We start from the raw sequence: 22,009 nt of genomic DNA, 5'->3' as shown, positions 1-22,009 counted from the left end.
AGTGGGGTTTGTGGCGGGCGGCCTCATCTTATCTGAGGCTGCATGGCTCACGAATACTCGTCTTGGCTGTTTGTTTGCACCGCCGCTGATGTCGAGCGGCGGTGTCTGTTTATTTTGAGATTGAAGTTCATGCGCCACCGTTTATTCTTCGACGTGACCGAACTGGCCGGGTTTGACAAAGGGACCGGCATCCAGCGTGTCACGCGTGCTTTGCTTCATGCGTTGAGGCAAAGAACGCCTGTGGACTGGAAGGTCATTCCGGTACGAGGGGACGGGGCAAAGGGTCATTTTGTAACTGCCACCGCGCTAGCCGAGCGTCAACTGGCGGGGAATCTCGATCCGTCTGTTGAAATTGCGATCGAACCGGCGAAGGGCGATATTTTCCTCAGCGTTGATCTTGCGTACAACATCACGCCTTCGCTGCGTCAGGAACTCGTCCGATTCCGTGCGCACGGAGTCGGCGTGTATTTCGTTGTGTACGACCTCATTCCGTTGATGTATCCGGAGTGGTTCGAAGGAACCAACGCGTGGTTCGAAGGGAACGACTATCTCAAGCTATTCAATTTCTGGTTTGAGTGCGTCAGTGAAGAAAGCGATGGAATGATCTGCATCTCCGATGCCGTACGCAAGGACGTTGCTTCCTGGCTGGAGCGGTTTCCTCCGGCTCGCCAAGATCGACCGAAGCTCGAGTATTTCCATCTCGGTTCGGACATCACCGAGAGTCTCCCTTCCCACGGATTGCCGGCCAACGCACGGGACGTCCTGGAGCAACTCAGTTCGTCGACGACATTTCTCATGGTCGGCACGCTCGAACCTAGAAAGGGGCACGAACTCGCACTCGATGCGATAGAGATGCTCTGGGCGGAGGGCCGAGACGTGAAGCTCGTGTTTGTCGGGAGAGCGGGTTGGAAAATCGGGCATCTGACCGAGCGCATTGAGCGTCATCCCGAACTGAACAGGCGGCTGTTTTGGCTGGACGGCATCAGCGACGAGTACCTGCGAGAGGTATACATGGCGTCATCTGCGCTGTTTGCCCTTTCTCTGGCGGAGGGCTTTGGCTTGCCGCTCGTTGAAGCGGCGCATTTCAAACTACCATTGATCGTTCGCGACATTCCGGTATTTCAGGAAATTTGCGGCAATGCGGCAAGCTACTTTTACGGCGTGTCGAGCGAGGACTTGAAAGGCTTGCTTGTCGAGTGGCTTGCCAAGTGGAACGCTGGGCAACGTATGTCGCCCGACGGTATGGAGGTGCTCACTTGGCCGGATTCCGCCACGCAGTTGATGGCGGCTATCGGAAGAATGCGAAACAACGAATCTTTCTGGGATGCTGACTAATGCGTAAACGCGTCATCGTAACTGGGGCAAGTCGTGGCATCGGCCGTGCGATTGCCGAGGTGCTAACACTCAAGCAATACGACCTCGATCTCTTGGTCAGCAGCGAGGCGTCGGCAGAAGAGCTGCGATGCGCTGATTTCGTGAAAGAATCGGGTGCGAACGTGTTTGCGGTTGATCTGGCGAGCAGCGAGCAGATTGGTCAGTTTGTGGCCGGCTGGCGAGAGTCGTTTTGGGGTATCGTGAACAATGCGGGCATTTGCAAGACGTTCGGTATGCTCGATGAAGGTGATGATCCTTTAAATGAGGTACTGAGCACCAATCTGACCGGCCCATATCTCCTGACAAAAGGGTTGCTGCCGCGCTTGAGCCGGCCCGGTCGGATCGTCAACATTGCATCACAGCTCGGTCAGGAGGGGCGGGCCGGATACTCTGCCTACTGTGCATCCAAATTCGGCTTGATTGGCATGACGAAATGTTGGGCGAAGGAGCTTGGAGCGGAAGGTGTGACGGTCAACGCGGTCTGCCCAGGTTGGGTTGGTACCGAGATGTCATTCAAGGATGTTGATCGTATGGCTGCTGACCTTGGCATGGGCTCGGAGCAGTTCTACCAGGATACGTGTGCACCACTCGAATTGAAGCGCTTCAATACTCCGGTTGAGGTGGCCAACTTGGTCGCGTTTCTATTGTCAGACGAAGCATCGGGCGTGACGGGGCGAGATTGGCTGATGCATACGATTTGGAATCAACAGTAGTAGTGGATCGAATTTCGCGTCGTGCCGGCGACATCGGCACATGAAGGATATTTCGCGGCGCGGACGCCCGGCAAGGCCAGTGGTGACGAGCGCATATTGTCCGATGGTTTGGAAATCTATCTGTAGCGAGTGGGAATCTTGAGAGTTCTGATCGGAAGCTATCCTTGGGCCTTTGACTGCCCCGGTGGGGGGGAGCGCCAGCTATGTGCCTATTACGAGCACTTGCGTTCGCTTGGCGTTTCGGTCAATCTTTTCGACCAATGGAAGCCGGAGTTTAGAGAGCACGATGTGTTCCATTTTTTTTCGGTGATGCCGGGGTCATTTCAGTTGTGCGAGCACGCTAAGAAGCAAGGTTTACGGCTCGTGATCAGCCCGAACCTTTGGGTTACTGAAGAAACTAAATATTGGTACCCGCACGACGAGATCAAACGACTCCTTGCGATTGCCGATCGTGTGGTTGTCAATTCGAAATTAGAGGCCGAGAGTCTTGCGCGTGTTTACGAATTGCCGCGCGAGCGCTTTTCGGTCGTGTACAACGGTGTCGAAGACATGTTCCTCGGCACCGCGGATGGTCGCGATTTCAAATCTCGTTATGGGCTAGAGAACCAGCGATATCTGTTGAACGTGGCGAACATCGAGTCTCGGAAGAACCAGCTTCGGCTCATCGATGCGATCAAATCGTTTCCGGATATGAAGCTCGTCGTCGTTGGTTTGGCCCGTGATGAAGTTTATCGCGACGAATGTTTCAAACTCGCGGGCGATCAACTCATATTTGTTGGCGAACTGCCATATGGATCGCCTTTGTTGCGTTCTGCATATGCGGGGTGTGAAGCGTTCGTTATGCCAAGCACGCTGGAAACTCCGAGTATCGCTGCGCTTGAGGCAGCCGCCACCGGGGCAAAGATCGTGATTACAAGTGTTGGGTCCACTGTCGAGTACTTCGCTGACCAAGCTGAGTACGTTTCTCCGGATTCTACCCAATCAATTTCGGAAGCCATCGAGCGAACGCTTCAGTCGGCCGGTAGTTCGGAACTCAAGAACCGAATCGAACGAAATTTCACATGGCGAACAATCGCGAATGATCTCCGTGAAGTCTATCGGAATGAACTTGATATTGCGGGGCGCGCAGACGCGTCATGACTGCTATGAATGACGATCCGAAAATTTATTTCGACTGCACTTCTACGATTCGTGGAGGGCTGAACACTGGTGTTCAGCGCGTAGTGCGTGGCTTGCTCGAGCAGAAAGATGTATTCGAGCGCGAACTCGCAGCGGAGTTTGTGCCGATCTGTCATCAGTTTGACTGGTACTATCGGTTGGATGATGCGCTGAAGATGGCGGAGGCTGGCCGTACAGATCCGTCATGCTCGAAGATCTCGTTTGGTTATCGCGATATTTACTTATGCGCGGACGCTTTCTGGACCATGGGTATGACGGAATGGTTGCCGTTTATCCGCAGCCGCGGCGCGACAGTAGTAAATGTCGTGTATGACCTTATTCCGCTTACGCATTCGCAGTTTTTCGAGCCGAGTGACATCGATGGTTTTCGCCATGCGCTTGACGTCGTAATCGAAAACGCGGATCTTCTGCCATGCATTTCGCGGGCGACGCAGGCAGATTTGCGGAAGTATTTGGAAGAGAAATCGTGCGGAAAAGTCGCACCTTGCACCGGCGTATTTGCCCTGGCACCTGGCTTGCGGCCCGACGTGGTGCGGGCTACGCACGTTGATGTAGAGACGCCCGCGGCATATATGCTGACCGTCGGGACGGTGGAGCCCCGCAAGGGCATCATGCGATTGCTCGACGAACTGGAGACTGTCTGGTCGCGTAACGACGATATGCCGCTCGTGCTGGTAGGAAAGCGCGGAGCTGGTGCGGACGAGATAGTCGCGCGCATCGATTCGCTCATGGAGAGAGGGCGACCGATATCATGGCGGTCAAATGTGTCGGATAGCGAACTCAAGGTGTTGTACGAGCGGGCGACGGCCGTCATTTGCCCTTCGCATGCCGAAGGCTTCGGTTTGCCGCTCGCAGAGGCGCTGAACTATGGCAAGCCGGTCTACGCAAATCGCTTGCCGGTTTTCGGCGAGTTTGCTGGCAGCTATCCGTTTTATTTTGACGTCAGTAAGCCGGGAGATCTCGCGCGTCTTATTGGTGAGCGGGCCGGATGTTCGGTGGTTGATCATTCGCAACTCGAATTCGCGGGTTGGGCGGAATCGGCCAAGGAACTATCGGCACTGGTTCGTCAGGTCGCGCCGCAATACGCATTCGGACTGCCGCCGTTCAAGCAACAGACTTCGATCGAAGCCGTTGCGTGGGCCTATCGACTGATTCTTGGACGTGAATTGGACGACGTCGAGATAGCGCAACGATGGGTTGAACAGTGCCCGGTGATTCCGAGTCTTGCGACGGCGCTTCACGGTGAACTCCGGAACTTCGAAAGCCCGCTTGATCAAGAGGCTATCCGATGGGCGTATCGAATTCTTCTTGATCGAGAAATCGATAGCGACGAGACGCTAAAGTTCTGGCAGGAGCGCTGCCCGACCCTTGCTGATCTCAAAGGTGAACTGCAGGCTGGGTTGCTCGAATCGGACGGCGTCCTGTCTCCAGAGTCCATTAAGCTTGCATATGAAATCATCCTGGGCCGAGCAGCGGACGCCGACGCGGTAAATTACTGGATGGGGTCGAAGGCCAGCCTGGGTTATCTGCGCGACCACTTGGTATTCGGGGTGCTTCTTGATGCGGATAATGCGGTAACGCCAGCATCAATTAATTTTGCTTACCGGATTATTTTGGGTAAGCCTGCGGACGCTGATGCTATAAATTACTGGATGGGTGCGGGGGTGAAATTGAGCGGGCTGCGAGATCATTTGATGTCTGCGCTAGCCCATTGATTTGCCTGATGAGATATATATTATCGTCCTTGGGTGTGGGTGATTGGGGCGATAGGAGATTATTTTGGCTGCGGATTGGGTGTAAATCATGATCGCGAAAATACTTCAAGTTACGACGTACCCCATTGATCGCCCGGATCATGGTGGAAAGCTGCGATCTTTTTATATTAGAAAATCACTTCGGGAGAAATTTCGTGTCGAGACCCTTTCGTTCTCGCTGGGTCAGGGGGATTCGATTGCGGGACTGAGCGTCAATCTTGATCATGACGGCTGCATGCAGGTCATCAAAAATGGATACCTGGCAGATTGGGGGATAAATGATTATCTTGGAAATCGGCCGGAGTTGAAGGCGCGAGTCGTGAGCGCTGTGAAAGAGTTTTCGCCGGATATTGTCCTGATTGAGCAGCCATTTATGTGGCCTTTGATCGAGGAGATGCTTCGTGATCGCGCTATCGGTGATGCTCTTGTTGTTTATGGCTCTCATAATAATGAATATGCGCTCAAGAAAGATGTTTATGAGGGTATTTTTCGAGGGGCTGATCTTGAATCGAATCTTGCGCGCGTCGCTGAAATCGAGCGTGGTATCGCCCGGCGTGCTGATCTGTCATTGGCGGTTACGGAGGGAGACGTCGAGTATCTGAAATCGATGGCGCCGGCGACAGATGTTCTACTTTACCGAAACGGCCATCAAGGGATCAATGACGCACCAGCGAAGTCACGCTGGTTGCAAAAATTTAAAGATTACGAGCGAAATTGGGTTTTCGTCGGTAGCTGGCACCCGCCTAATATTGACGGTTTGCATGCACTGATTGGAGGCGGAATTAATGATCTGCCGAGTGGCAGGCTCAAGGTTTGGGTGTTTGGGAACGCTGGGCCGGGTTTGATGGCGACGTATGGCCTTAAGGAATCGGACCTCCCAAATTTTAGCATTCAGGGGCTCGCTGAAACGGACGAAATAAATTCGGCGATCGCCGCCGCGGCTGGTGTCGTGTTGCCGGTATGGGGGGGAGGCGGGAGTAACTTGAAGACTGCGCAGGCACTTCTCTCGGGTAAAACGGTTGTTGGGTCGAAGTATTCGTTCCGCGGGTTCGAGAATTATATGCGCGAGCATGGTGTCTTTCTGTTCGATTCACCTGCCGAACTGGTGGCAGGGATGGATTCAGTGCGGGTGGAGGAATCATATGTTCGACCGAGCGTCGAGCAGGAATTGAAATGGGAGAATCTGTTGGGCGATCTTCCGGAAAAGATTGAAGAATATTTCTTGAAAAAAAGCGTTGCGGGATAATTGAGTGGAATATGGCAATTTATTTCGACTACACCACATTGGCGCGCTGGACGGGTAATCCCACGGGAATAAGTCGCGTGGTGCATCTGATTGGTGCCGAGCTTGTGAAACTTGATGGTGATGTCGTGCCTGTTAGTTTCTCTGAGCAGGAGGGGTTGCGTTACTATGATCCAAGCGCCAAGGCGATGGGCGATCGTGTGCATCTCTCGCCGAATGACGTCATTTTTTCGGCTGGCGCAAATTGGGATATTCCAGGGTTCAATGAGTGTCTGAGGAAAGTACGAAAGGAGGGCGCGAAAGTGTCCATTCTTTTTTATGACACGATTCCGGATAAATTCCCCTATTTTTATGGTCCGGGATTTCCGGATATTTATCGCGCGTGGCTGCGAGAGACGTTGTCGCTTGCTGATTTTTCATTTTCGATATCGGAAAACACGAAGCGGGATGTTATTGAATTCGCGGAAAGAAGTGGCTTGTCGGCACCAGAGATCAAGGTGATTCGGCTGGGCGATGAAATCCATCGCGGCGAGGCGAATTCGGTAGTGCCCCGTCCTGAGATTTCGGGCCTGGGTAAGTATGTCCTGTCGGTCGGTACGGTTGAATGTCGAAAAAATCATATCGCACTATTGAATGCGTATCGCTTGCTTGCGAGCGAGGGGAAGAGCGACCTGCCGAAACTGGTGATTGTTGGTCGACAGGGATGGCTCGACTATTCGATCAAGTTCCAGGTTGAAAACGATCCGGCGGTCTCTGGCATCATTTTTGTGATGTCCGATGTTTCTGATGCGGAGCTGGACTATCTTTATGCGAACGCGATGTTTACGCTCTACCCCGCGCTTTACGAGGGGTGGGGCCTGCCGGTCGCGGAGAGCCTGCGCTATGGGAAGCAGTGCGTGACTTCGTCGACGTCGAGCATGACGGAGATTGCCCCCGAATTGACGCGCTTCGCGCACCCGTTGAAGGTGGAGCAATGGGCGCGGCAAATTGAGGAGCTTTATCTGAATCCGGCTCAACTGTCGGAGGAGACCGCTCGTGTTGTGACCAGCTACCGCGGGACGTCCTGGATGCAAAGTGCCGAGCAGGTGTTGACCGGGCTCCGCTCCGATAAGACGGTATTCAATGGATGAGCGCCATGGGACGACTATTTTTTGACTATTCGACGATGGTTCGGTGGCATGGCCGTCCCACGGGTATCCCCAGGACGGTGGAACGTCTCGCGCATTCGTTCAAGGCGATCTATCCTGAGACGATCTTTATTGCGATGGACGAGGAACTGCAAGGCTTCCGCAATTTCGATCTGGAGACGCGTCAAGCTAGCGCCGCGGTTGAGTTCGTGCGCGGAGACAGGGTATTTTCGTGTGGCGCTAACTGGGCGTTTGCTTGCTACAACCCCGTCGTCCGAGGGATGGTCGCATCGGGCGTCGACTTTCATCAACTGTTTTACGACATGATTCCCACGTTGTTTCCGCACTTTTATGAGCAGGCGGAAGGCTACGGCAACTATATGGGGAACTGGACGCGGGAAACGCTGGATCTTGTGAAATCTTCGTTCGCGATTTCCGAGGCCACGCGGCACGACGTATACGCCTGGACGGGGGTGACGGAAGAGGCAAAAGAGATCGCAGTTGTCAGGCTCGGCGATGAGCTAGATGTCCCCGAGTCTGTCGACGCAGGGGACGCCGAAGGAAAATTCGGTTACCTCGGAGATTTCATTTTGTCGGTTGGCACGCTCGAACTGCGCAAGAATCATGTGGCGCTCATGAATGCGTATCGACTGCTGAATGCTGATGGCAAGAGAGAACTCCCGAATCTCGTCATCGTCGGCCGGCCCGGATGGCTGAATAATTCGCTCGAATTCCAGTGCCAGCACGATCCAGCCATCAAAGGCAAGGTTTTCGTGCTTTCCGATATTTCGGACGGCGAACTCGATTATTTGTATCGGAAGTGCCAGTTTACGGCATTTCCTTCCTTGTACGAAGGTTGGGGATTGCCGATAGCCGAGAGCTTGCGATATGGAAAACAGTGCGTTGCTTCGTCGACTTCGAGCATGGTAGAAATCGCGCCCGACCTAGTCCGGTTGGCGCACCCCTTGAAGCCAGACGAATGGGCTTGCCACATTTTTGAGCTGACGAGCAATCCGATAAAGCTCGCATCCGAAAACGAGCTCATTCGATCGACTTACGTCGGAAGTACTTGGGACGCATGCGCACGAACCATTCTGCGCAAACTTATTGAACAGTGAGAAACAAGATGGAAAAGATTGCAATCGTTACCGGCATCACGGGCCAAGACGGTGCGTATCTCGCGGAGCTTTTGCTCGAGAAAGGCTATGTCGTACATGGAACGTATCGCCGTACGAGCTCGGTGAATTTCTGGCGGATCGAGGAACTTGGTATCGACAAGCACCCGAACCTGCATCTCGTCGAATACGATCTGACCGACTTGTCGGCCAGCATCCGGTTGTTGCAGCAAACCGGCGCGACCGAGGTCTACAACCTTGCGGCGCAGAGCTTTGTCGGCGTTTCGTTCGATCAACCTGTCACCACGGCTGAAATCACGGGTATCGGACCGCTGAACCTGCTCGAGGCCATCCGCATCGTCAATCCGGCGATCCGCTTCTATCAGGCATCGACGTCGGAAATGTTCGGCAAGGTTCAGGCGGTGCCGCAAATCGAGAGCACGCCGTTCTATCCGCGAAGCCCATATGGCGTTGCGAAGCTTTACGCACACTGGATTACCGTCAACTATCGCGAATCCTATGGCATCTTTGGATGTAGCGGAATTTTGTTCAACCACGAGTCCCCGCTGCGTGGGCGCGAGTTCGTGACGCGCAAGATCACGGACTCAGTGGCGAAGATCAAGCTTGGCATGCTCGACGTTTTGGAGCTGGGAAACCTCGATGCGAAGCGCGACTGGGGTTTCGCGAAGGAGTATGTCGAGGGGATGTGGTTGATGCTGCAGGCCGACAAGCCTGATACGTACGTTTTGGCGACGAATCGCACCGAGACGGTCCGTGATTTCGTGACGATGGCGTTCAAGGCAGCCGGTACGCAAGTCGCATGGAAGGGAGAGGCGGAGAACGAGATCGGCGTCGATGAAGCTACGGGTAAGGCCGTGGTGCGCATCAACCCGAAGTACTATCGCCCGGCTGAAGTGGAACTGCTGATCGGGAACCCGGAGAAGGCAAAAAGCGAACTCGGCTGGCAACCTCAAACTACGCTCGAGCAACTATGCGCGATGATGGTAGAAGCGGATCTGCGCCGCAATGAACAAGGGAAGTCGTTCTGACATGCCGAGCGTCCTGATAACAGGAATCGCGGGGTTCACGGGCAAGTATCTCGCGGACCTGTTGCGTATGCGTGGTTACGGCGTCAGCGGAATCGCACACAACGTGTGCTCCGAGGAGGAGCACATTTACCAGTGCGACCTGCTGGACCGGAGTGGTCTTGCGAACGTGGTGCGCGAAGTGAAACCCGACTACGTGGTTCACCTGGCTGCTATTGCGTTCGTAGCCCACGGCGATGCGGATGCCATGTATCGCACCAACGTGGTCGGCACGCGCAACTTGCTGGAAGCAGTGACGGCGGCTGGCCACATTCCTCGCTCGGTGTTGCTGGCCAGCAGTGCAAACATTTATGGCAATACTGCTATCGATCCGTTGGTCGAGACGGTCGCGCCTTCGCCTGCCAATGACTACGCAGTCAGCAAGGTTGCAATGGAGTACATGGCGAGCCTCTGGGTTTCGCGTTTGCCAGTCACGCTCGTGCGTCCGTTCAATTACACCGGAATTGGTCAGTCGGTGAATTTCCTTTTGCCGAAGATCGTCGACCATTTCAAACGAGGCGCACGCGAAATCGAACTTGGAAATCTCGATGTCGCTCGCGACTTCTCCGATGTCAGGACGGTTGTGGATGCTTATGCGCGCCTGCTCGATGTCGAGCCCACGGGTGATGTTTTCAATGTGTGCTCGGGCGACGCGGTCACCTTGCGGGACGCAATTTCGATCCTCGAGCGAATCGCCGGCTATCAGATCGACGTGAAGGTCAATCCGGCGTTCGTGCGCGCGGGGGAGGTAAAGTACCTCCGCGGCAGCAACGAAAAGCTGCGAAACCGGATCGGCGAATTGAAGGCGATTTCGCTCGAGGAAACCCTGCAGTGGATGTATGAAGCGTAAAGGCGGGCATCTTGAAGGCGCTTCATATTTATCGTACGTATTTCCCCGATCCACCGGGGGGATTGCAAGAGGCGATCCGGCAGATCAGTCTCGCCACGCGGGACTGTGACGTCGAGTCGCGGATATTCACGCTGTCGCCCACGCCAGCGCCGCGCGAATTGCGGTTCGCCGAAGGAAGCGTGATCCGGTCGAAGTCGTGGATGGCGCCGGCCTCTTGCGACATCGGCGGACCGGATGCGTTTTTGCGGTTTCGTGAGCTTGCGAATTGGGCTGATGTTCTCCACTTTCATTTTCCTTGGCCGTTTGGCGACGTGCTGCGGCTTTCCGGAATGAGGAACAAGCCGGCGGTAATGACGTACCACTCTGATGTTGTCCGGCAACGGTATCTCGGATATGTGTACGGGCCGCTGATGCGCTGGATGCTGAGCTCGATGTCAGCCGTTGTCGCAACGTCTCCTGCCTACGCACATTCAAGCCCGGTCCTGACGTCGCTCGTACGTCCGGATCGGGTACGCGTGATTCCGCTCGGCATCGCGGATTATGCGACTGATGATATTGCGCGGCAGTGCGGACCGGACACGCTGGCGCGCCTTTCGTTGCGCAACAGGCCGTATTTCCTGTCGCTGGGCGTGCTGCGTTACTACAAGGGGCTTCACACGCTGATCGAAGCTGCGCCTTCTATTCCGGCCGATTTGGTCATAGCCGGATCCGGTCCTGAGTTGAATCGCCTGAAGACACTGGCCGCCGCGGTTGGGGCGTCAAACGTGATATTCGCAGGGCAAGTTACGAACGAAGAGAAGGTGGCGCTCCTAAAAGGGTGCCGCGGGTTGGTGTTGCCGTCTCAATTGCGTTCGGAGGCGTTCGGCATGGTGTTGGTCGAGGCATCAATGTTCGGGAAGCCGATGGTGTGCTGCGAAATCGGTTCAGGTACCTCGTATGTCAACGAGCATGGTGTGACGGGCTACGTCGTGGAGCCGGAGTCGCCGCGTGCGTTGGCGGTTGCCGTTAATGCGTTGCTTGACGACGTGTATGCATCGGAGTGCATGGGCAACGCTGCGCGCGCGCGTTACGAGCGCTTGTTTTCTGCTCCTGCATTGGGTGGAGCTTACAAGGACCTGTATGAAGAGGTCTTGGGCGGCGGTCGGACGGGCAGCGTGTCCGGTTGAGCGAGGTTTTTTTCGAAGCAGGGATCATGTGTTCGCCAAATCGGAAAATACAACAGTAGCAGTACTTGTGCATGTGCACAGAAAAAGGGGCAAGAGGTGAGCGCTTTACCCGTCTGGATTGAAATATCGGTGTTTGACCATTGGGGCCCGAAGCCTCATGGTATTCCTCGCGTCACTCAGAACATCTTCATCGAGAGTCTGAAGAGAACTGGCCTGCGATACTTTTACTATCATCCGACACGCGAACAGTTCATCGTCACAGAAGACCTGGCTTACTTTGTCGCCTTAGCGAAAGGCGAACGGAGATTCGATCCCGCTGAGCTACCTGACGGGCCATTGTTCGCGGATACACTGAGCAGCCACGCGCGGGGGCTGTTTTCTGCCGTAGGTTGGGATCATCCCGGTTATTTCGGCCAGCTTGCCGAACTGAGGCGCTGTCGTCCAGATTTCGCAATACAGTTCGTTGTCTACGATCTTATCGCTATCAAGTATCCGCAGTTTTTCACGCGTGAATTTGGTGGGCGGGTGCAGGACTTTCTTCGTGCGTTGCCGCTCGTGTGTGATCGGTTCATGTGTATTTCGCAAAGCACAGCGTCCGACGTGCAGGCCTTGTTGAAGGCGGACGCCGATACTCGTGTGTTTTTGATTGGTGGCGATATCGACGATGCGAGTAAGGTGCCAGCGGATTCGCCTTCAAGTGTCGCTCGTTCGTTTGTTCTATGTGTAGGGACACTGGAGATCCGCAAGAATCATATCCTGCTGTATTACGTCTGGCGCAGGTTGGCGGAGCGCCTGGGATCGTCATGTCCAAAGCTTGTTCTTGTGGGGCGGCCAGGTTGGTTGAGCGGTGATGTTGTCTACTTGTTCTTGAACGATCCCTTGACGGCAGACCTCGTGGAAATTCGTCACGATGTGTCAAATCGTGAACTGGTGACCTTGTTCAGCGATTGCTTGTTTAGTGTCTTCCCATCGTTCTATGAGGGGTGGGGCTTGCCCGCTTGGGAGAGCTTGTTCTATGGCAAGGTCTGCGCATCGTCGAATACGGCGAGTCTTCCCGAAATCAATCCATTTCCGCAGCTGATGTTCGATCCTTACGATCACAAGCAGGCGTTCGAAGTGGTTCGGATGTTGATCGAGGAGCCGGACACGCTCGCGGAGTATGAAGCGCAGATTCCCACGAAATTCTCTAGGCAAACTTGGGAAACCTGCTTTGACGAGTTGTATCAGCAGATCGTGGCGTAACGCGGTTTCGGGGAGGGCGCATGCTTGCTTGGCGCCGTGCGCAGGCCGCTGGCTGAACGCGTACCGGCGCTATCGTTTCTGATGCCGCCGGGACGTCGGTGCTGCGCGTGCTTGACGGGTGGCACGATCCACTAGAAATGGTGAGGCGACCGGATGAACAGCCTTGCTACACGAATGTTCGATACGAGCTTGGTAATCGGCTGCCTGATAGAATGCCTGCTGCCAAGACGACGATCCGACCCACCGACAATACCTGCCGACAAGGCTGCACAGACGTGTTTGGTCCGGACGGCGGATTCACGATGAAATCTATCGAATGATTCTAGTAACAGGAGCCAGCGGGTTCGTGGGCCAAGTGACGTGTCGCGCGTTGCTGGAGCGTGGGGAGCGTGTCGTCAGGCTGGTCCGGCGCCCGACTGGTCAACCTGACCTCGGCCCCGAATGGGTGCACGATCAGGCGGATTTCGCCGGCATCGAGCAAATGTGGCCCGACTGGGTACGATGCGATTCCGTAATTCACCTCGCCGCGCGGGTTCATGTCATGCGCGACTCGGCGGTGGATCCTGCGGCTGCATACCGTGAAACCAATGTGGAGGGCACGCTTCGCGTGGCTCGAGCAGCGCATGCGATCGGCGCACGTCGATTTGTTTACGTGAGCAGCATCAAGGCGGTAGGGGAAAGCAGTGCTGGCCGCGCGCCACTTGGCGAAGTCGACGAGCCGACTCCGCTAGACCCGTACGGCATATCCAAACTGGAGGCGGAAAGGGGACTTGTCGCATTCGGACGCGAATCGGGGATGGAAATTGTGATCGTCAGGCCACCGCTGGTATATGGTCCGGGCGTGCGTGCCAATTTCCAAAGCCTGATGCGAGCGTTATCCAAGCAAATCCCTTTGCCTATCGGGGCGATTTCGGCGCGCCGCAGCTTGATCTACGTTGAGAATCTTGCGAATGCGCTGTTGGTGTGTGCGAGCGATTCCCGCGCCGCCGGGCAGGTTTTTCACGTCGCCGATGGCCGGGATCTTACTGTGACCGAGTTGGCGCGTAGCTTGGCCACGTACCTGGATGCTCCCGCTCGACTGCTTCCAGTGCCTGCGACCTGGCTGCGTATCGCGGGGCGGCTGACAGGGCACCTCCCTGAGGTCGAGCGACTTGTCGGGCCGCTGCAACTTGACACTCGTCGGATTCGAGAGGTGCTCGACTGGTGCCCTCCGCACGACGTAGAAGACGGGTTGAGACAAACGGCGATTTGGTATCGCTCCACGCAGTAAATGCAATGTTGACCAGTACGATTACATCTAGTCCTTTCCTCGTCGCGGCAAGTTGGGCGCTATGTGCCGCGCTGGCTTGCGCGGCGATTCTCTGGGGACTGCTAAAAACCGGTCTCGCATGGCACCTTGCGACGGATGTTCCGAACGATCGTTCTTTGCATACGTTGCCCACGCCAAGGGCGGGGGCTTGGGGAGTGGTTCCGGTTGCCGGGGTTGGCATATGGATGGCGGACTCCGAATTTCACTGGATCGTGGCACTCGTGGCTTTTCTGGCCATTGTGTCCCTAGTAGACGACCGACGCGGGTTGCCGGCACGGGTGCGCTTCAGCGCCCATGTCGCTGCCGTTGCCGTGCTCCTGAGTCTCTATCCGAGTGTTCAGCCATGGTGGGTATTCCTCGTGATCGCCTTCGTGCTGGTGTGGCTGATCAACTTGTATAACTTCATGGATGGCGCGGACGGGCTGGCAGGCGGTATGACGCTGTTCGGCTTTTCGGCTTTTGCCGCGGGAGCTGTCATCAGCGCTCATCCATCACCGTCGTTGGCTATCGCAGCCGCGACTGTAGCGGGGGCCAGCTTCGGGTTTCTGATATTCAATTTTCATCCGGCACGAATTTTTCTTGGTGATGCCGGGTCCATATCGCTCGGTTTTCTGGCTGGGGCAATGGGGTATTGGGGGTGGATTCGCGGAGTATGGCCTTTGTGGTTCCCGCCCTTAATTTTTTCTCCGTTCATCGCAGATGCATCCGCGACGCTGTTCAAGCGGCTTCTTCGAGGGGAGAAGTTCTGGCAAGCTCATCGTGAACATTACTATCAAAGAATGGTTCGTTCCGGGCTGGGACACGCGTTGACCGCGGTTTCATGGTACTTCGTGATGGCCATCGGCGCCGGCGTAGCGTTGTGGGGGCTCGATCGTTCACCGTTGATTCAATGGATTGTCGTTGCCGTGTGGGCCTGCATACTCATATGCGTAGGTGGTGCAATTGATGTGCGATGGCAACGATTCCTGAAACTTACAACCGAAAAGGATGAGGCATGACACCCATGTTCAAGCCGAAGGGTTCGTGGCTGTCGTTGAGCGCATTCTTCTATGATCTGATGGCGGTCGCATGTGCGTGGCTGGTCGCGTACGTGATTAGATTCAACGGTTCCGTACCGACAGAGTTCTGGATGGGCGGTCTCCTTGCGCTCACCTGGGTGCTCACCATCTACGGCCTGATGTTCCATGTTTTCGGACTTTATCGAGGACTTTGGGTATTCGCGAGCCTACCTGATCTGCTTCGGATATCTAAGGCGGTGAGTTGCGGCGGTGTGATCGTAATGGTTGGCGCCGTCATGTTGCAGCCGACGCCGATCATTCCTCGTTCCGTACTGTTGCTGTCCCCATTGTTGTTGTTCGTGACGATGGGCGGTGCGCGTGCGCTGTATCGAGCAGTCAAGGAGTTCTATCTATATGGCGGCCTGGTCGGTCAAGGCAGACCCGTCCTAGTCTTGGGCGCTGGCACTGCGGGGGCTAGCTTGGCGCGTGAGTTGTCGCGTTCCGGGAAATGGCGGCTGGTAGGCTTGCTCGATGACGACCCTGCCAAGCGGGCAAGGGAGGTCTACGGATACAAAGTGCTTGGCAGTATCGATGAACTGTCTCATTTCGCTGCGGCGCTGAAGATTGAGTATGCAATCATCGCGATTCCGTCAGCTCCGGTCGAGGCACAGCGTCGCGCAGCAACCCTTTGTGTTCGCGCTGGCGTGCGGGCAATGGTGCTGCCGTCGTTGACCGAATTGCCGCCTGGCCAAGGTTTCCTGTCGCACATTCGCCAGATCGACCTCGAAGACCTCCTCGGTCGCGACGCCGTGACGATCGACACGCCGCACGTCGAGGCGCTGCTGCGCGGCCGCGTCGTGATGGTGACGGGCGCGGGCGGCTCGATCGGCTCCGAGCTGTGCCGGCAGATCCTGCGCTTCGCGCCAGCGCAGCTTGTCGCGTTCGACCTGTCCGAGTACGCGATGTACCGGCTGACCGAGGAGCTGCGCGAACGCTTCCCCGACCTGCCGGTCCTGCCAATTATCGGCGACGCGAAGGATTCGCTGCTGCTCGACCAGGTGATGTCGCGCCATGCACCGCATATCGTGTTCCATGCAGCCGCCTACAAGCACGTGCCGCTGATGGAGGAGCACAACGCCTGGCAGGCGCTGCGCAACAACGTGCTTGGCACGTATCGTGTAGCTCGCGCGGCGATACGCCACGACGTGCGTCACTTCGTGCTGATTTCGACCGACAAGGCCGTCAATCCGACCAACGTGATGGGCGCGAGCAAGCGCCTGGCCGAAATGGCCTGCCAGGCGTTGCAGCAGACGAGCGGGCGCACGCAGTTCGAGACCGTGCGCTTCGGCAACGTGCTCGGTAGCGCGGGCAGCGTGATCCCGAAGTTCCAGCAGCAGATCGCGAAGGGCGGCCCGGTGACGGTTACGCACCCGGAGATCACGCGTTTCTTCATGACGATCCCGGAAGCGTCGCAGCTCGTGCTGCAGGCGTCGAGCATGGGGCATGGCGGCGAGATCTTCATTCTCGACATGGGCGAACCGGTGAAGATCGTCGATCTCGCGCGCGACCTGATCCGCCTGTATGGTTTCTCGGAAGAACAGATCCGTATCGAGTTCACCGGGCTGCGGCCCGGCGAGAAGCTCTACGAGGAGCTGCTGGCGGACGACGAGGCGACGACGCGCACGCCTCATCCGAAACTGCGGATCGCGCGGGCGCGCGAAGTGCCGGACAACCTGCTCGATGAATTGCTGCCGTGGCTGATGCAGCACCGCGTGCTGTCCGACGACGAGGTGCGGCGCGATTTGCGGCGCTGGGTGCCGGAATATCAGACAGCGGTTGCGCCGGTGCTACAGAGCGTGCCGAGACGGGCCGTTGCCAGCGAGTAATCGGGCCGTCGGTTGGTGGCGCCGAGATAACAGACGATCGCGAAATTCATGCCGTTCAGTAGCGTACTGAACGGCATTTTTATTGGTGGAATCGCCACGAACAAAGTCGGGTTTGAGCGCGGGGAATGCCGAGTGTAATGCCTTCAGTTTTATAACGATGTGGCGCCTATCGAGTATGACCGGACGCGCGCGCCGCGCTGAACGGGCGTATGGCTCGATACGTCAGCGTCATTTGACTGTCGGCCGATTTCTGCATATGGTTTCCTCAAGGTAGCCGTGCGATTGCCGTAAAGAACGATGTGAAAAACTGAATAAAAAATCGACGTTCGATACCAATCCAATGAAAGCGGAACATATTGCTAGGGGAGCAAGCGCAGCACTCATGGTGCTCGCGCTTGCAGGCTGCGGCGGCGGCGACGACGCGAGTCCGGCGGTGGCCACGGCGCAGGCCGGCAAACTGTCGGCGCTGCGAGCCACGGGCAACGTGGTGAGCGCAGCGCCGATGAGCGCGACTGCGCCGGTCCATGTTGCGCTGGTGCTCAAACTGAATGACGAAGCCGGGTTGAATCGCTTTCTGAAGCAAGCGCGAACGCCCGGCAGTGCGAGCTTCGGGGCCGTGCTGACGTCCGCGCAGATTGCCGCGCAGTACGCGCCCACCGCAGGTCAGGTCGCCACCGTGAAGGCCTATTTGGGAAGTAAGGGCTTCACGAACATCAAGGTGGCCGACAACAACATGATCGTCGAAGCCGATGCCCCGGCCGGCGTGATATCCGGCGTGTTCCAGACGTCCCTCGTCCCGGTCGCGATGGCGGACGGCACCAGCACGCATATCAATACCGCCCCGGAGACGATGCCCGATGCGATCAGCGGGGTCGTTCAACGGGTTCTCGGGCTCGATACCGCGACCCGCCTGCATCCGAATTTCGTGCGCGCTTCCAATGCGGGCGCTGCGCCGACCGCAAATGCGTCGCCGACTACTTCCGCGGTCACGGTGGGTCACAACCCGACGGACTTTCCCGGCATCTATTCCGTCGGCAGCACCCCGACGGCGGCCAACGTCACGGTCGGCATCATTGCCGAAGGAGACGTGACGCAGCCTGTCATCGACTTGGCGACGTTCGAGAGCAACAACCATCTGTCCGCCGTACCCGTTTCGGTGATCCGTGCCGGACTGCCGAGCGCGGACACGAGCGCGAACGTCGAATGGTCGCTCGATAGCCAGACCATCGTCGGGATGTCAGGCGGCCTCAAGCAGCTCAATTTCTACGTTGCGTCATCGCTTGCCTGGAGCGATATGGCGCTTGCAATCAATCGCGCCGTGATCGACAACACCGCCCGGGTCATCAACATGTCGATCGGCGGTTGCGAGAACTGGGCACCGACGGCGGCCATCGACACGCTGTTCCAGCTCGCCGTCGCGCAGGGGCAGACTTTCGCGGTCAGTTCCGGGGATTCAGGCAGCGTGGCGTACGGTTGCACCGGCACCTCGGTGCAATACCCGGCGACGTCCCCGTATGTCGTGGCCGTTGGGGGCACCACGCTCTATACGAACTGGAACGGCAGCTACGCGGGTGAGACGGCCTGGGACTCCAGCGGGGGCGGCATCAGTGGCATCGAGCCGATTCCATCGTGGCAGTCGAACGTTCCGGCGCTCAAGGGGCGGGCGTTCCGGGGCCTGCCGGATCTTGCGTTCGATGCCGATCCGAACAGCGGCGAAGCAGTCATCGTGGGAGGGCAACTCGAGATAGTGGGCGGGACGAGCCTGTCCGCGCCGCTGTTTGCCGCGACCTGGGCGCGCATGCTGTCCGGTGCCTGCGCGACGAATCTCGGTTTCGCGGCGCCCACGCTGTATGGCGCTAAAGCCACGACCCCATCGAGCTTTCGCGATATCACCAACGGTTCGAATGGCGCATACAGTGCGGGTTCGGGATGGGATTTCGTGACCGGCTGGGGCACGCCGAACGTCAGCGTGCTGTATTCCGCGATATGCGTTCCGGCGGCCCCGATCTACGGCGGTGTGATCAACGAAGGTACGACGCTCAAGCCGGGGCAAATCGTGTATTCGGCTTCCAAAAGCCATGCGCTGGTCATGCAGAATGATGGCAACCTCGTGCTTTACAACACGACCAATGGTGCCGCGGTGTGGAATTCCCGCACGCACGGAAACGCCGGGGCGTATGCCGTGTTTCAGACCGATGGCAACTTCGTGGTCTACAGCGCGAGCGGCAACCCGCTGTGGTACACGGCGACCAACGGCGCGTCCTACAGCCAGTATTTTGCCGTGCAGGACGACGGCAACATGGTGATCTACGGATCGTCCGTCCCGGTATTTTTCACATCGACCGCTACCAGTGGATATACGAACTCCACGAGCGGCCCGGCCGTCTGGAATGGCGGCGTCACCCTCAGCAGCGGCCAAAGCTTTACTTCAGGCAATGGCGCGAACGTGCTGGTCATGCAGGGAGACGGGAATTTGGTGCTGCTTCGCCAAGGCGTTGCGCAGTGGAGTTCAGGTACCTACAATCATCCGGGCGCCGTTGCGGTGATGCAAACGGACGGCAATTTGGTCGTCTACAGTTCGACATGGGTGCCGCTCTGGTATTCCGGCACGAGTGGGTATCCCGGTGCAGTCGCTTACGTTCAGGACGACGGTAACGTCGTGATCTATACGCAACTGCCGCGTTGGAGCACGAATACAGCGGGGGCCTAGTATTCCGCTCGTCGATTCGCGGCCGCATCGTCACGGCCCCGTCAGCAACGGAGGGCCGTGCGAGCCGGGCAACACGCTGGCGGCGGCCCCTCAATGCCCGCGCTTCTCCTTCCTCACCACCATCCACCGCGGCGCCCTGAACCGCACGATGCTGAGATAAAGCCACACATACGTCAGTGCGAACAGCACAACGAACACGAACAGGTGCACCGTGTGCCGCCAGAACAGCGTCGCGGGTATCACCGCGACGAGGCACAGCAGCCAAAGATAAGGCGACGTCAGCGAATTCCGCCGCGTCAGATCATGCGCGTGCTTGGTGCCGACCGCCCAGCGCATCAGCCGCTTGTACACGAGCATATGAAGATGCACGCCGTCCGGAATGCCGGGCGACATCCCGCGGATGAACTTCTTCCGGTAGATCGAGAAGCACGTCTCGAAGATCGGGTACATAAAAAGCAGCACCGGATACCACGCGGACACTTCGCGATTGCGCATCACGAGCATGATCGCGAGTTCCGCGAGCATGAACCCGATGAAATACGCGCCGCCGTCGCCGAGAAAGATCAGCCCGGCCGGGAAATTCCACAGGAAAAAACCGAGCACGGCGCCCATCATGATGATCGACGCGGACATCACGACCGGATCGTTGACATGGAACGCCACGTACGCGAGCGACGCGAACATCATGAAGCTGACCATCGACGCGAGTCCGTTGAAGCCGTCGATGATGTTGATCGCATTCGCGAGGGCCGCGACCGCGAGCACCGTGATGAACGCCGAGATGGCCACGTAGCCGAGCAGGAAATCGAGCGGCGGCACGCTGATGCGCTTGACCGCGATACCCATCACCCCGAACGCGAGCGCGGCCGCGCCCATCGTGCACAGCAGCCGCGCACGCGGCGACACGCGCTTGGTCAGGTCCTCGACGAGGCCTGACAGGAACGCTGGCATTCCGCATGCGGCGATCCCGAGAATGCTGCCGGCGATCGTCGGATAGCGCCGCGACAGGATCAGCGCGGCAATGACGACCCCGGCGAGGATCCCGATGCCTCCAACGCGCGGCACGGGCCGCACGTGGAATTTCTGCACGCCGGCCAGATCGCTGTCGACCGAGAATTTCTCGTGAAGGTGCGCGTAGCGCACGATGAACAGCGTGACGAGCAGGGAGACGATGAAGCCGGACGCGAAGCTGAGCATGGGATCGCTCGAAAAATGGACAGCGGATTATACAAAACCGCGCGGGTTGCCCTCCTGCCATCGCCAGTGGTCGGCACACATTTCCTCGATGCCGAGCGTCGCGCGCCAGCCGATGATGTCGGCCGCGGCCTGCGGGTTCGCGTAGCACTCGGCGATATCGCCCGGGCGGCGCGCGACGAGCTCGTACGGCACCGGGCGGCCCGATGCCTTCTCGAACGCGCGCACGACTTCCAGCACGCTGTAGCCCTGGCCCGTGCCGAGGTTCACGACGAAGCTCGCGTCGCGCTTCGCCAGCGCGTCGAGCGCGGCGATGTGCCCCTTCGCGAGATCGACGACGTGGATGTAGTCGCGCACGCCCGTGCCGTCCGGCGTCGGGTAGTCGGAGCCGAAAACGCGCAGCTTCTCCAGCTTGCCGACGGCGACCTGCGCGACATACGGCATCAGGTTGTTCGGGATGCCGGCCGGATCCTCGCCGATCAGCCCGCTCGCATGCGCGCCGACCGGGTTGAAGTAGCGCAGCGTCGCGATGCGCCACGCCGGGTCGGACACCTCGAGATCGCGCAGGATCTGCTCGGCGATCAGCTTCGACTGGCCGTACGGATTCGTTGCGGACAGCGGGAACGATTCGTCGATCGGCGAGCGCTCGGGCACGCCGTATACGGTCGCGGACGAGCTGAACACGAACTGCCTGACGTTGCGCTCGCGCATGACCTTGAGCACGGCGAGCAGGCCGCCGATGTTGTTCTGGTAGTACTCGAGCGGTTTCGCGACCGATTCGCCGACGGCCTTGAGCGCCGCGAAGTGGATCGTGCCGGTGATCGGGTGCGCGTCGAACACCTTCGCGAGCGCGGTTTCGTCGCACACGTCGACCTGGTGGAACGCGGGCGTCCTGCCCGTGATCTGCTCGATGCGCCGCACGGACTCGGCCTTGCTGTTGACGAGGTTGTCGACGATCACGACATCGTAGCCGTTGTCGAGCAGCTCGACGGCCGTGTGCGAGCCGATGTAGCCCGCACCGCCGGTGACGAGGATGGTGCCTTTAGCGGTCATGCTGATGCGCT

17 protein-coding genes are annotated in these 22,009 nt (G+C 57.8%); 15 read left to right on the top strand and 2 right to left on the bottom strand.

Annotated features, from left to right (window positions below; translation table 11 throughout):
* Nucleotides 1-42 precede the first annotated feature (42 nt).
* The 15 genes from ACNQQL_RS17410 to ACNQQL_RS17340 all read left to right on the top strand — a co-directional run bounded on the left by ACNQQL_RS17410 (nt 43) and on the right by ACNQQL_RS17340 (nt 19,751).
* The gene (locus ACNQQL_RS17410) at nt 43-1,335 is read left to right on the top strand and encodes a glycosyltransferase family 1 protein (protein WP_347064876.1); all 1,293 of its coding nucleotides are present in this window, start codon (nt 43-45) and stop codon (nt 1,333-1,335) included.
* A complete protein-coding gene (locus ACNQQL_RS17405) occupies nt 1,335-2,087 on the top strand; it encodes an SDR family oxidoreductase (RefSeq protein ID WP_347064875.1) in 753 nt (250 codons plus the stop codon). Before ACNQQL_RS17410 ends, ACNQQL_RS17405 begins: the two co-directional genes overlap by 1 nt.
* 138 nt (nt 2,088-2,225) lie before the next feature.
* Entirely contained in the window at nt 2,226-3,227 is a 1,002-nt protein-coding gene (locus ACNQQL_RS17400; protein ID WP_347064874.1) for a glycosyltransferase family 4 protein, read from the top strand.
* The gene (locus ACNQQL_RS17395; RefSeq protein WP_347064873.1) at nt 3,224-4,981 is read left to right on the top strand and encodes a glycosyltransferase family 1 protein; all 1,758 of its coding nucleotides are present in this window, start codon (nt 3,224-3,226) and stop codon (nt 4,979-4,981) included. Before ACNQQL_RS17400 ends, ACNQQL_RS17395 begins: the two co-directional genes overlap by 4 nt.
* An 88-nt stretch (nt 4,982-5,069) precedes the next feature.
* Nucleotides 5,070-6,266: a hypothetical protein gene (locus ACNQQL_RS17390; protein ID WP_347064872.1), complete on the top strand. Its 1,197-nt coding sequence runs from the start codon at nt 5,070-5,072 to the stop codon at nt 6,264-6,266.
* Between the two features lie 11 nt (nt 6,267-6,277).
* Nucleotides 6,278-7,393, top strand: coding sequence for a glycosyltransferase family 1 protein (locus tag ACNQQL_RS17385; RefSeq protein ID WP_347064871.1), 1,116 nt, complete (start codon nt 6,278-6,280; stop codon nt 7,391-7,393).
* Between the two features lie 5 nt (nt 7,394-7,398).
* Entirely contained in the window at nt 7,399-8,508 is a 1,110-nt protein-coding gene (locus tag ACNQQL_RS17380; protein WP_347064870.1) for a glycosyltransferase family 1 protein, read from the top strand.
* Between the two features lie 8 nt (nt 8,509-8,516).
* Nucleotides 8,517-9,554, top strand: a complete 1,038-nt coding sequence (gene gmd / locus ACNQQL_RS17375; RefSeq protein ID WP_131947840.1) for a GDP-mannose 4,6-dehydratase — start codon at nt 8,517-8,519, stop codon at nt 9,552-9,554.
* The gene (locus ACNQQL_RS17370) at nt 9,532-10,440 is read left to right on the top strand and encodes a GDP-mannose 4,6-dehydratase (protein WP_347064869.1); all 909 of its coding nucleotides are present in this window, start codon (nt 9,532-9,534) and stop codon (nt 10,438-10,440) included. Before gmd ends, ACNQQL_RS17370 begins: the two co-directional genes overlap by 23 nt.
* An 11-nt stretch (nt 10,441-10,451) precedes the next feature.
* A complete protein-coding gene (locus ACNQQL_RS17365) occupies nt 10,452-11,606 on the top strand; it encodes a glycosyltransferase (protein ID WP_347064868.1) in 1,155 nt (384 codons plus the stop codon).
* A gap of 96 nt (nt 11,607-11,702) precedes the next feature.
* On the top strand, nt 11,703-12,848 hold the full coding sequence (locus ACNQQL_RS17360; protein WP_347064867.1) for a glycosyltransferase: 1,146 nt from the start codon (nt 11,703-11,705) through the stop codon (nt 12,846-12,848).
* A 316-nt stretch (nt 12,849-13,164) separates the two neighbouring features.
* Nucleotides 13,165-14,118 carry an SDR family oxidoreductase gene (locus tag ACNQQL_RS17355; RefSeq protein ID WP_347064866.1) on the top strand — a complete coding sequence of 318 codons (954 nt, stop codon included), beginning with the start codon at nt 13,165-13,167 and terminating at the stop codon, nt 14,116-14,118.
* Nucleotides 14,119-14,123: 5 nt separating this feature from the next.
* Entirely contained in the window at nt 14,124-15,155 is a 1,032-nt protein-coding gene (locus ACNQQL_RS17350; RefSeq protein ID WP_347064865.1) for a glycosyltransferase family 4 protein, read from the top strand.
* A complete protein-coding gene (locus tag ACNQQL_RS17345; protein WP_131947835.1) occupies nt 15,152-17,041 on the top strand; it encodes a polysaccharide biosynthesis protein in 1,890 nt (629 codons plus the stop codon). Before ACNQQL_RS17350 ends, ACNQQL_RS17345 begins: the two co-directional genes overlap by 4 nt.
* Nucleotides 17,042-17,423: 382 nt before the next feature.
* Nucleotides 17,424-19,751: a protease pro-enzyme activation domain-containing protein gene (locus tag ACNQQL_RS17340; RefSeq protein WP_347064864.1), complete on the top strand. Its 2,328-nt coding sequence runs from the start codon at nt 17,424-17,426 to the stop codon at nt 19,749-19,751.
* Between the two features lie 90 nt (nt 19,752-19,841).
* Here the strand turns inward: ACNQQL_RS17340 and ACNQQL_RS17335 are convergent, their stop codons facing one another.
* Complete coding sequence (locus ACNQQL_RS17335) at nt 19,842-20,948, bottom strand: MraY family glycosyltransferase (protein ID WP_072436168.1); 1,107 nt, start codon at nt 20,946-20,948, stop codon at nt 19,842-19,844.
* A gap of 27 nt (nt 20,949-20,975) precedes the next feature.
* Nucleotides 20,976-21,998, bottom strand: a complete 1,023-nt coding sequence (galE, locus tag ACNQQL_RS17330; RefSeq protein WP_347064863.1) for a UDP-glucose 4-epimerase GalE — start codon at nt 21,996-21,998, stop codon at nt 20,976-20,978.
* Nucleotides 21,999-22,009: the final 11 nt, after the last annotated feature.

Source organism: Burkholderia sp. LFS061, assembly GCF_047978125.1.
GTDB classification, from domain to species: Bacteria; Pseudomonadota; Gammaproteobacteria; order Burkholderiales; family Burkholderiaceae; genus Burkholderia; species Burkholderia pyrrocinia_C.
The sequence above is the reverse complement of the archived record's forward strand: the minus strand, read 5'-3'. Positions and strand labels throughout refer to the sequence as shown.

What these genes read in the sequence shown, in the direction of transcription:
- ACNQQL_RS17410 (WP_347064876.1), top strand. Translation starts at nt 43, where the DNA reads ATGGCTCACGAATACTCGTCTTGGCTGTTTGTTTGCACCGCCGCTGAT.
- ACNQQL_RS17405 (WP_347064875.1), top strand. Translation starts at nt 1,335, where the DNA reads ATGCGTAAACGCGTCATCGTAACTGGGGCAAGTCGTGGCATCGGCCGT.
- ACNQQL_RS17395 (WP_347064873.1), top strand. Translation starts at nt 3,224, where the DNA reads ATGACTGCTATGAATGACGATCCGAAAATTTATTTCGACTGCACTTCT.
- ACNQQL_RS17390 (WP_347064872.1), top strand. Translation starts at nt 5,070, where the DNA reads ATGATCGCGAAAATACTTCAAGTTACGACGTACCCCATTGATCGCCCG.
- ACNQQL_RS17385 (WP_347064871.1), top strand. Translation starts at nt 6,278, where the DNA reads ATGGCAATTTATTTCGACTACACCACATTGGCGCGCTGGACGGGTAAT.
- ACNQQL_RS17380 (WP_347064870.1), top strand. Translation starts at nt 7,399, where the DNA reads ATGGGACGACTATTTTTTGACTATTCGACGATGGTTCGGTGGCATGGC.
- gmd (WP_131947840.1), top strand. Translation starts at nt 8,517, where the DNA reads ATGGAAAAGATTGCAATCGTTACCGGCATCACGGGCCAAGACGGTGCG.
- ACNQQL_RS17370 (WP_347064869.1), top strand. Translation starts at nt 9,532, where the DNA reads ATGAACAAGGGAAGTCGTTCTGACATGCCGAGCGTCCTGATAACAGGA.
- ACNQQL_RS17355 (WP_347064866.1), top strand. Translation starts at nt 13,165, where the DNA reads ATGATTCTAGTAACAGGAGCCAGCGGGTTCGTGGGCCAAGTGACGTGT.
- ACNQQL_RS17350 (WP_347064865.1), top strand. Translation starts at nt 14,124, where the DNA reads ATGTTGACCAGTACGATTACATCTAGTCCTTTCCTCGTCGCGGCAAGT.
- ACNQQL_RS17345 (WP_131947835.1), top strand. Translation starts at nt 15,152, where the DNA reads ATGACACCCATGTTCAAGCCGAAGGGTTCGTGGCTGTCGTTGAGCGCA.
- ACNQQL_RS17340 (WP_347064864.1), top strand. Translation starts at nt 17,424, where the DNA reads ATGGTGCTCGCGCTTGCAGGCTGCGGCGGCGGCGACGACGCGAGTCCG.
- ACNQQL_RS17335 (WP_072436168.1), bottom strand. Translation starts at nt 20,948, where the DNA reads ATGCTCAGCTTCGCGTCCGGCTTCATCGTCTCCCTGCTCGTCACGCTG.
- galE (WP_347064863.1), bottom strand. Translation starts at nt 21,998, where the DNA reads ATGACCGCTAAAGGCACCATCCTCGTCACCGGCGGTGCGGGCTACATC.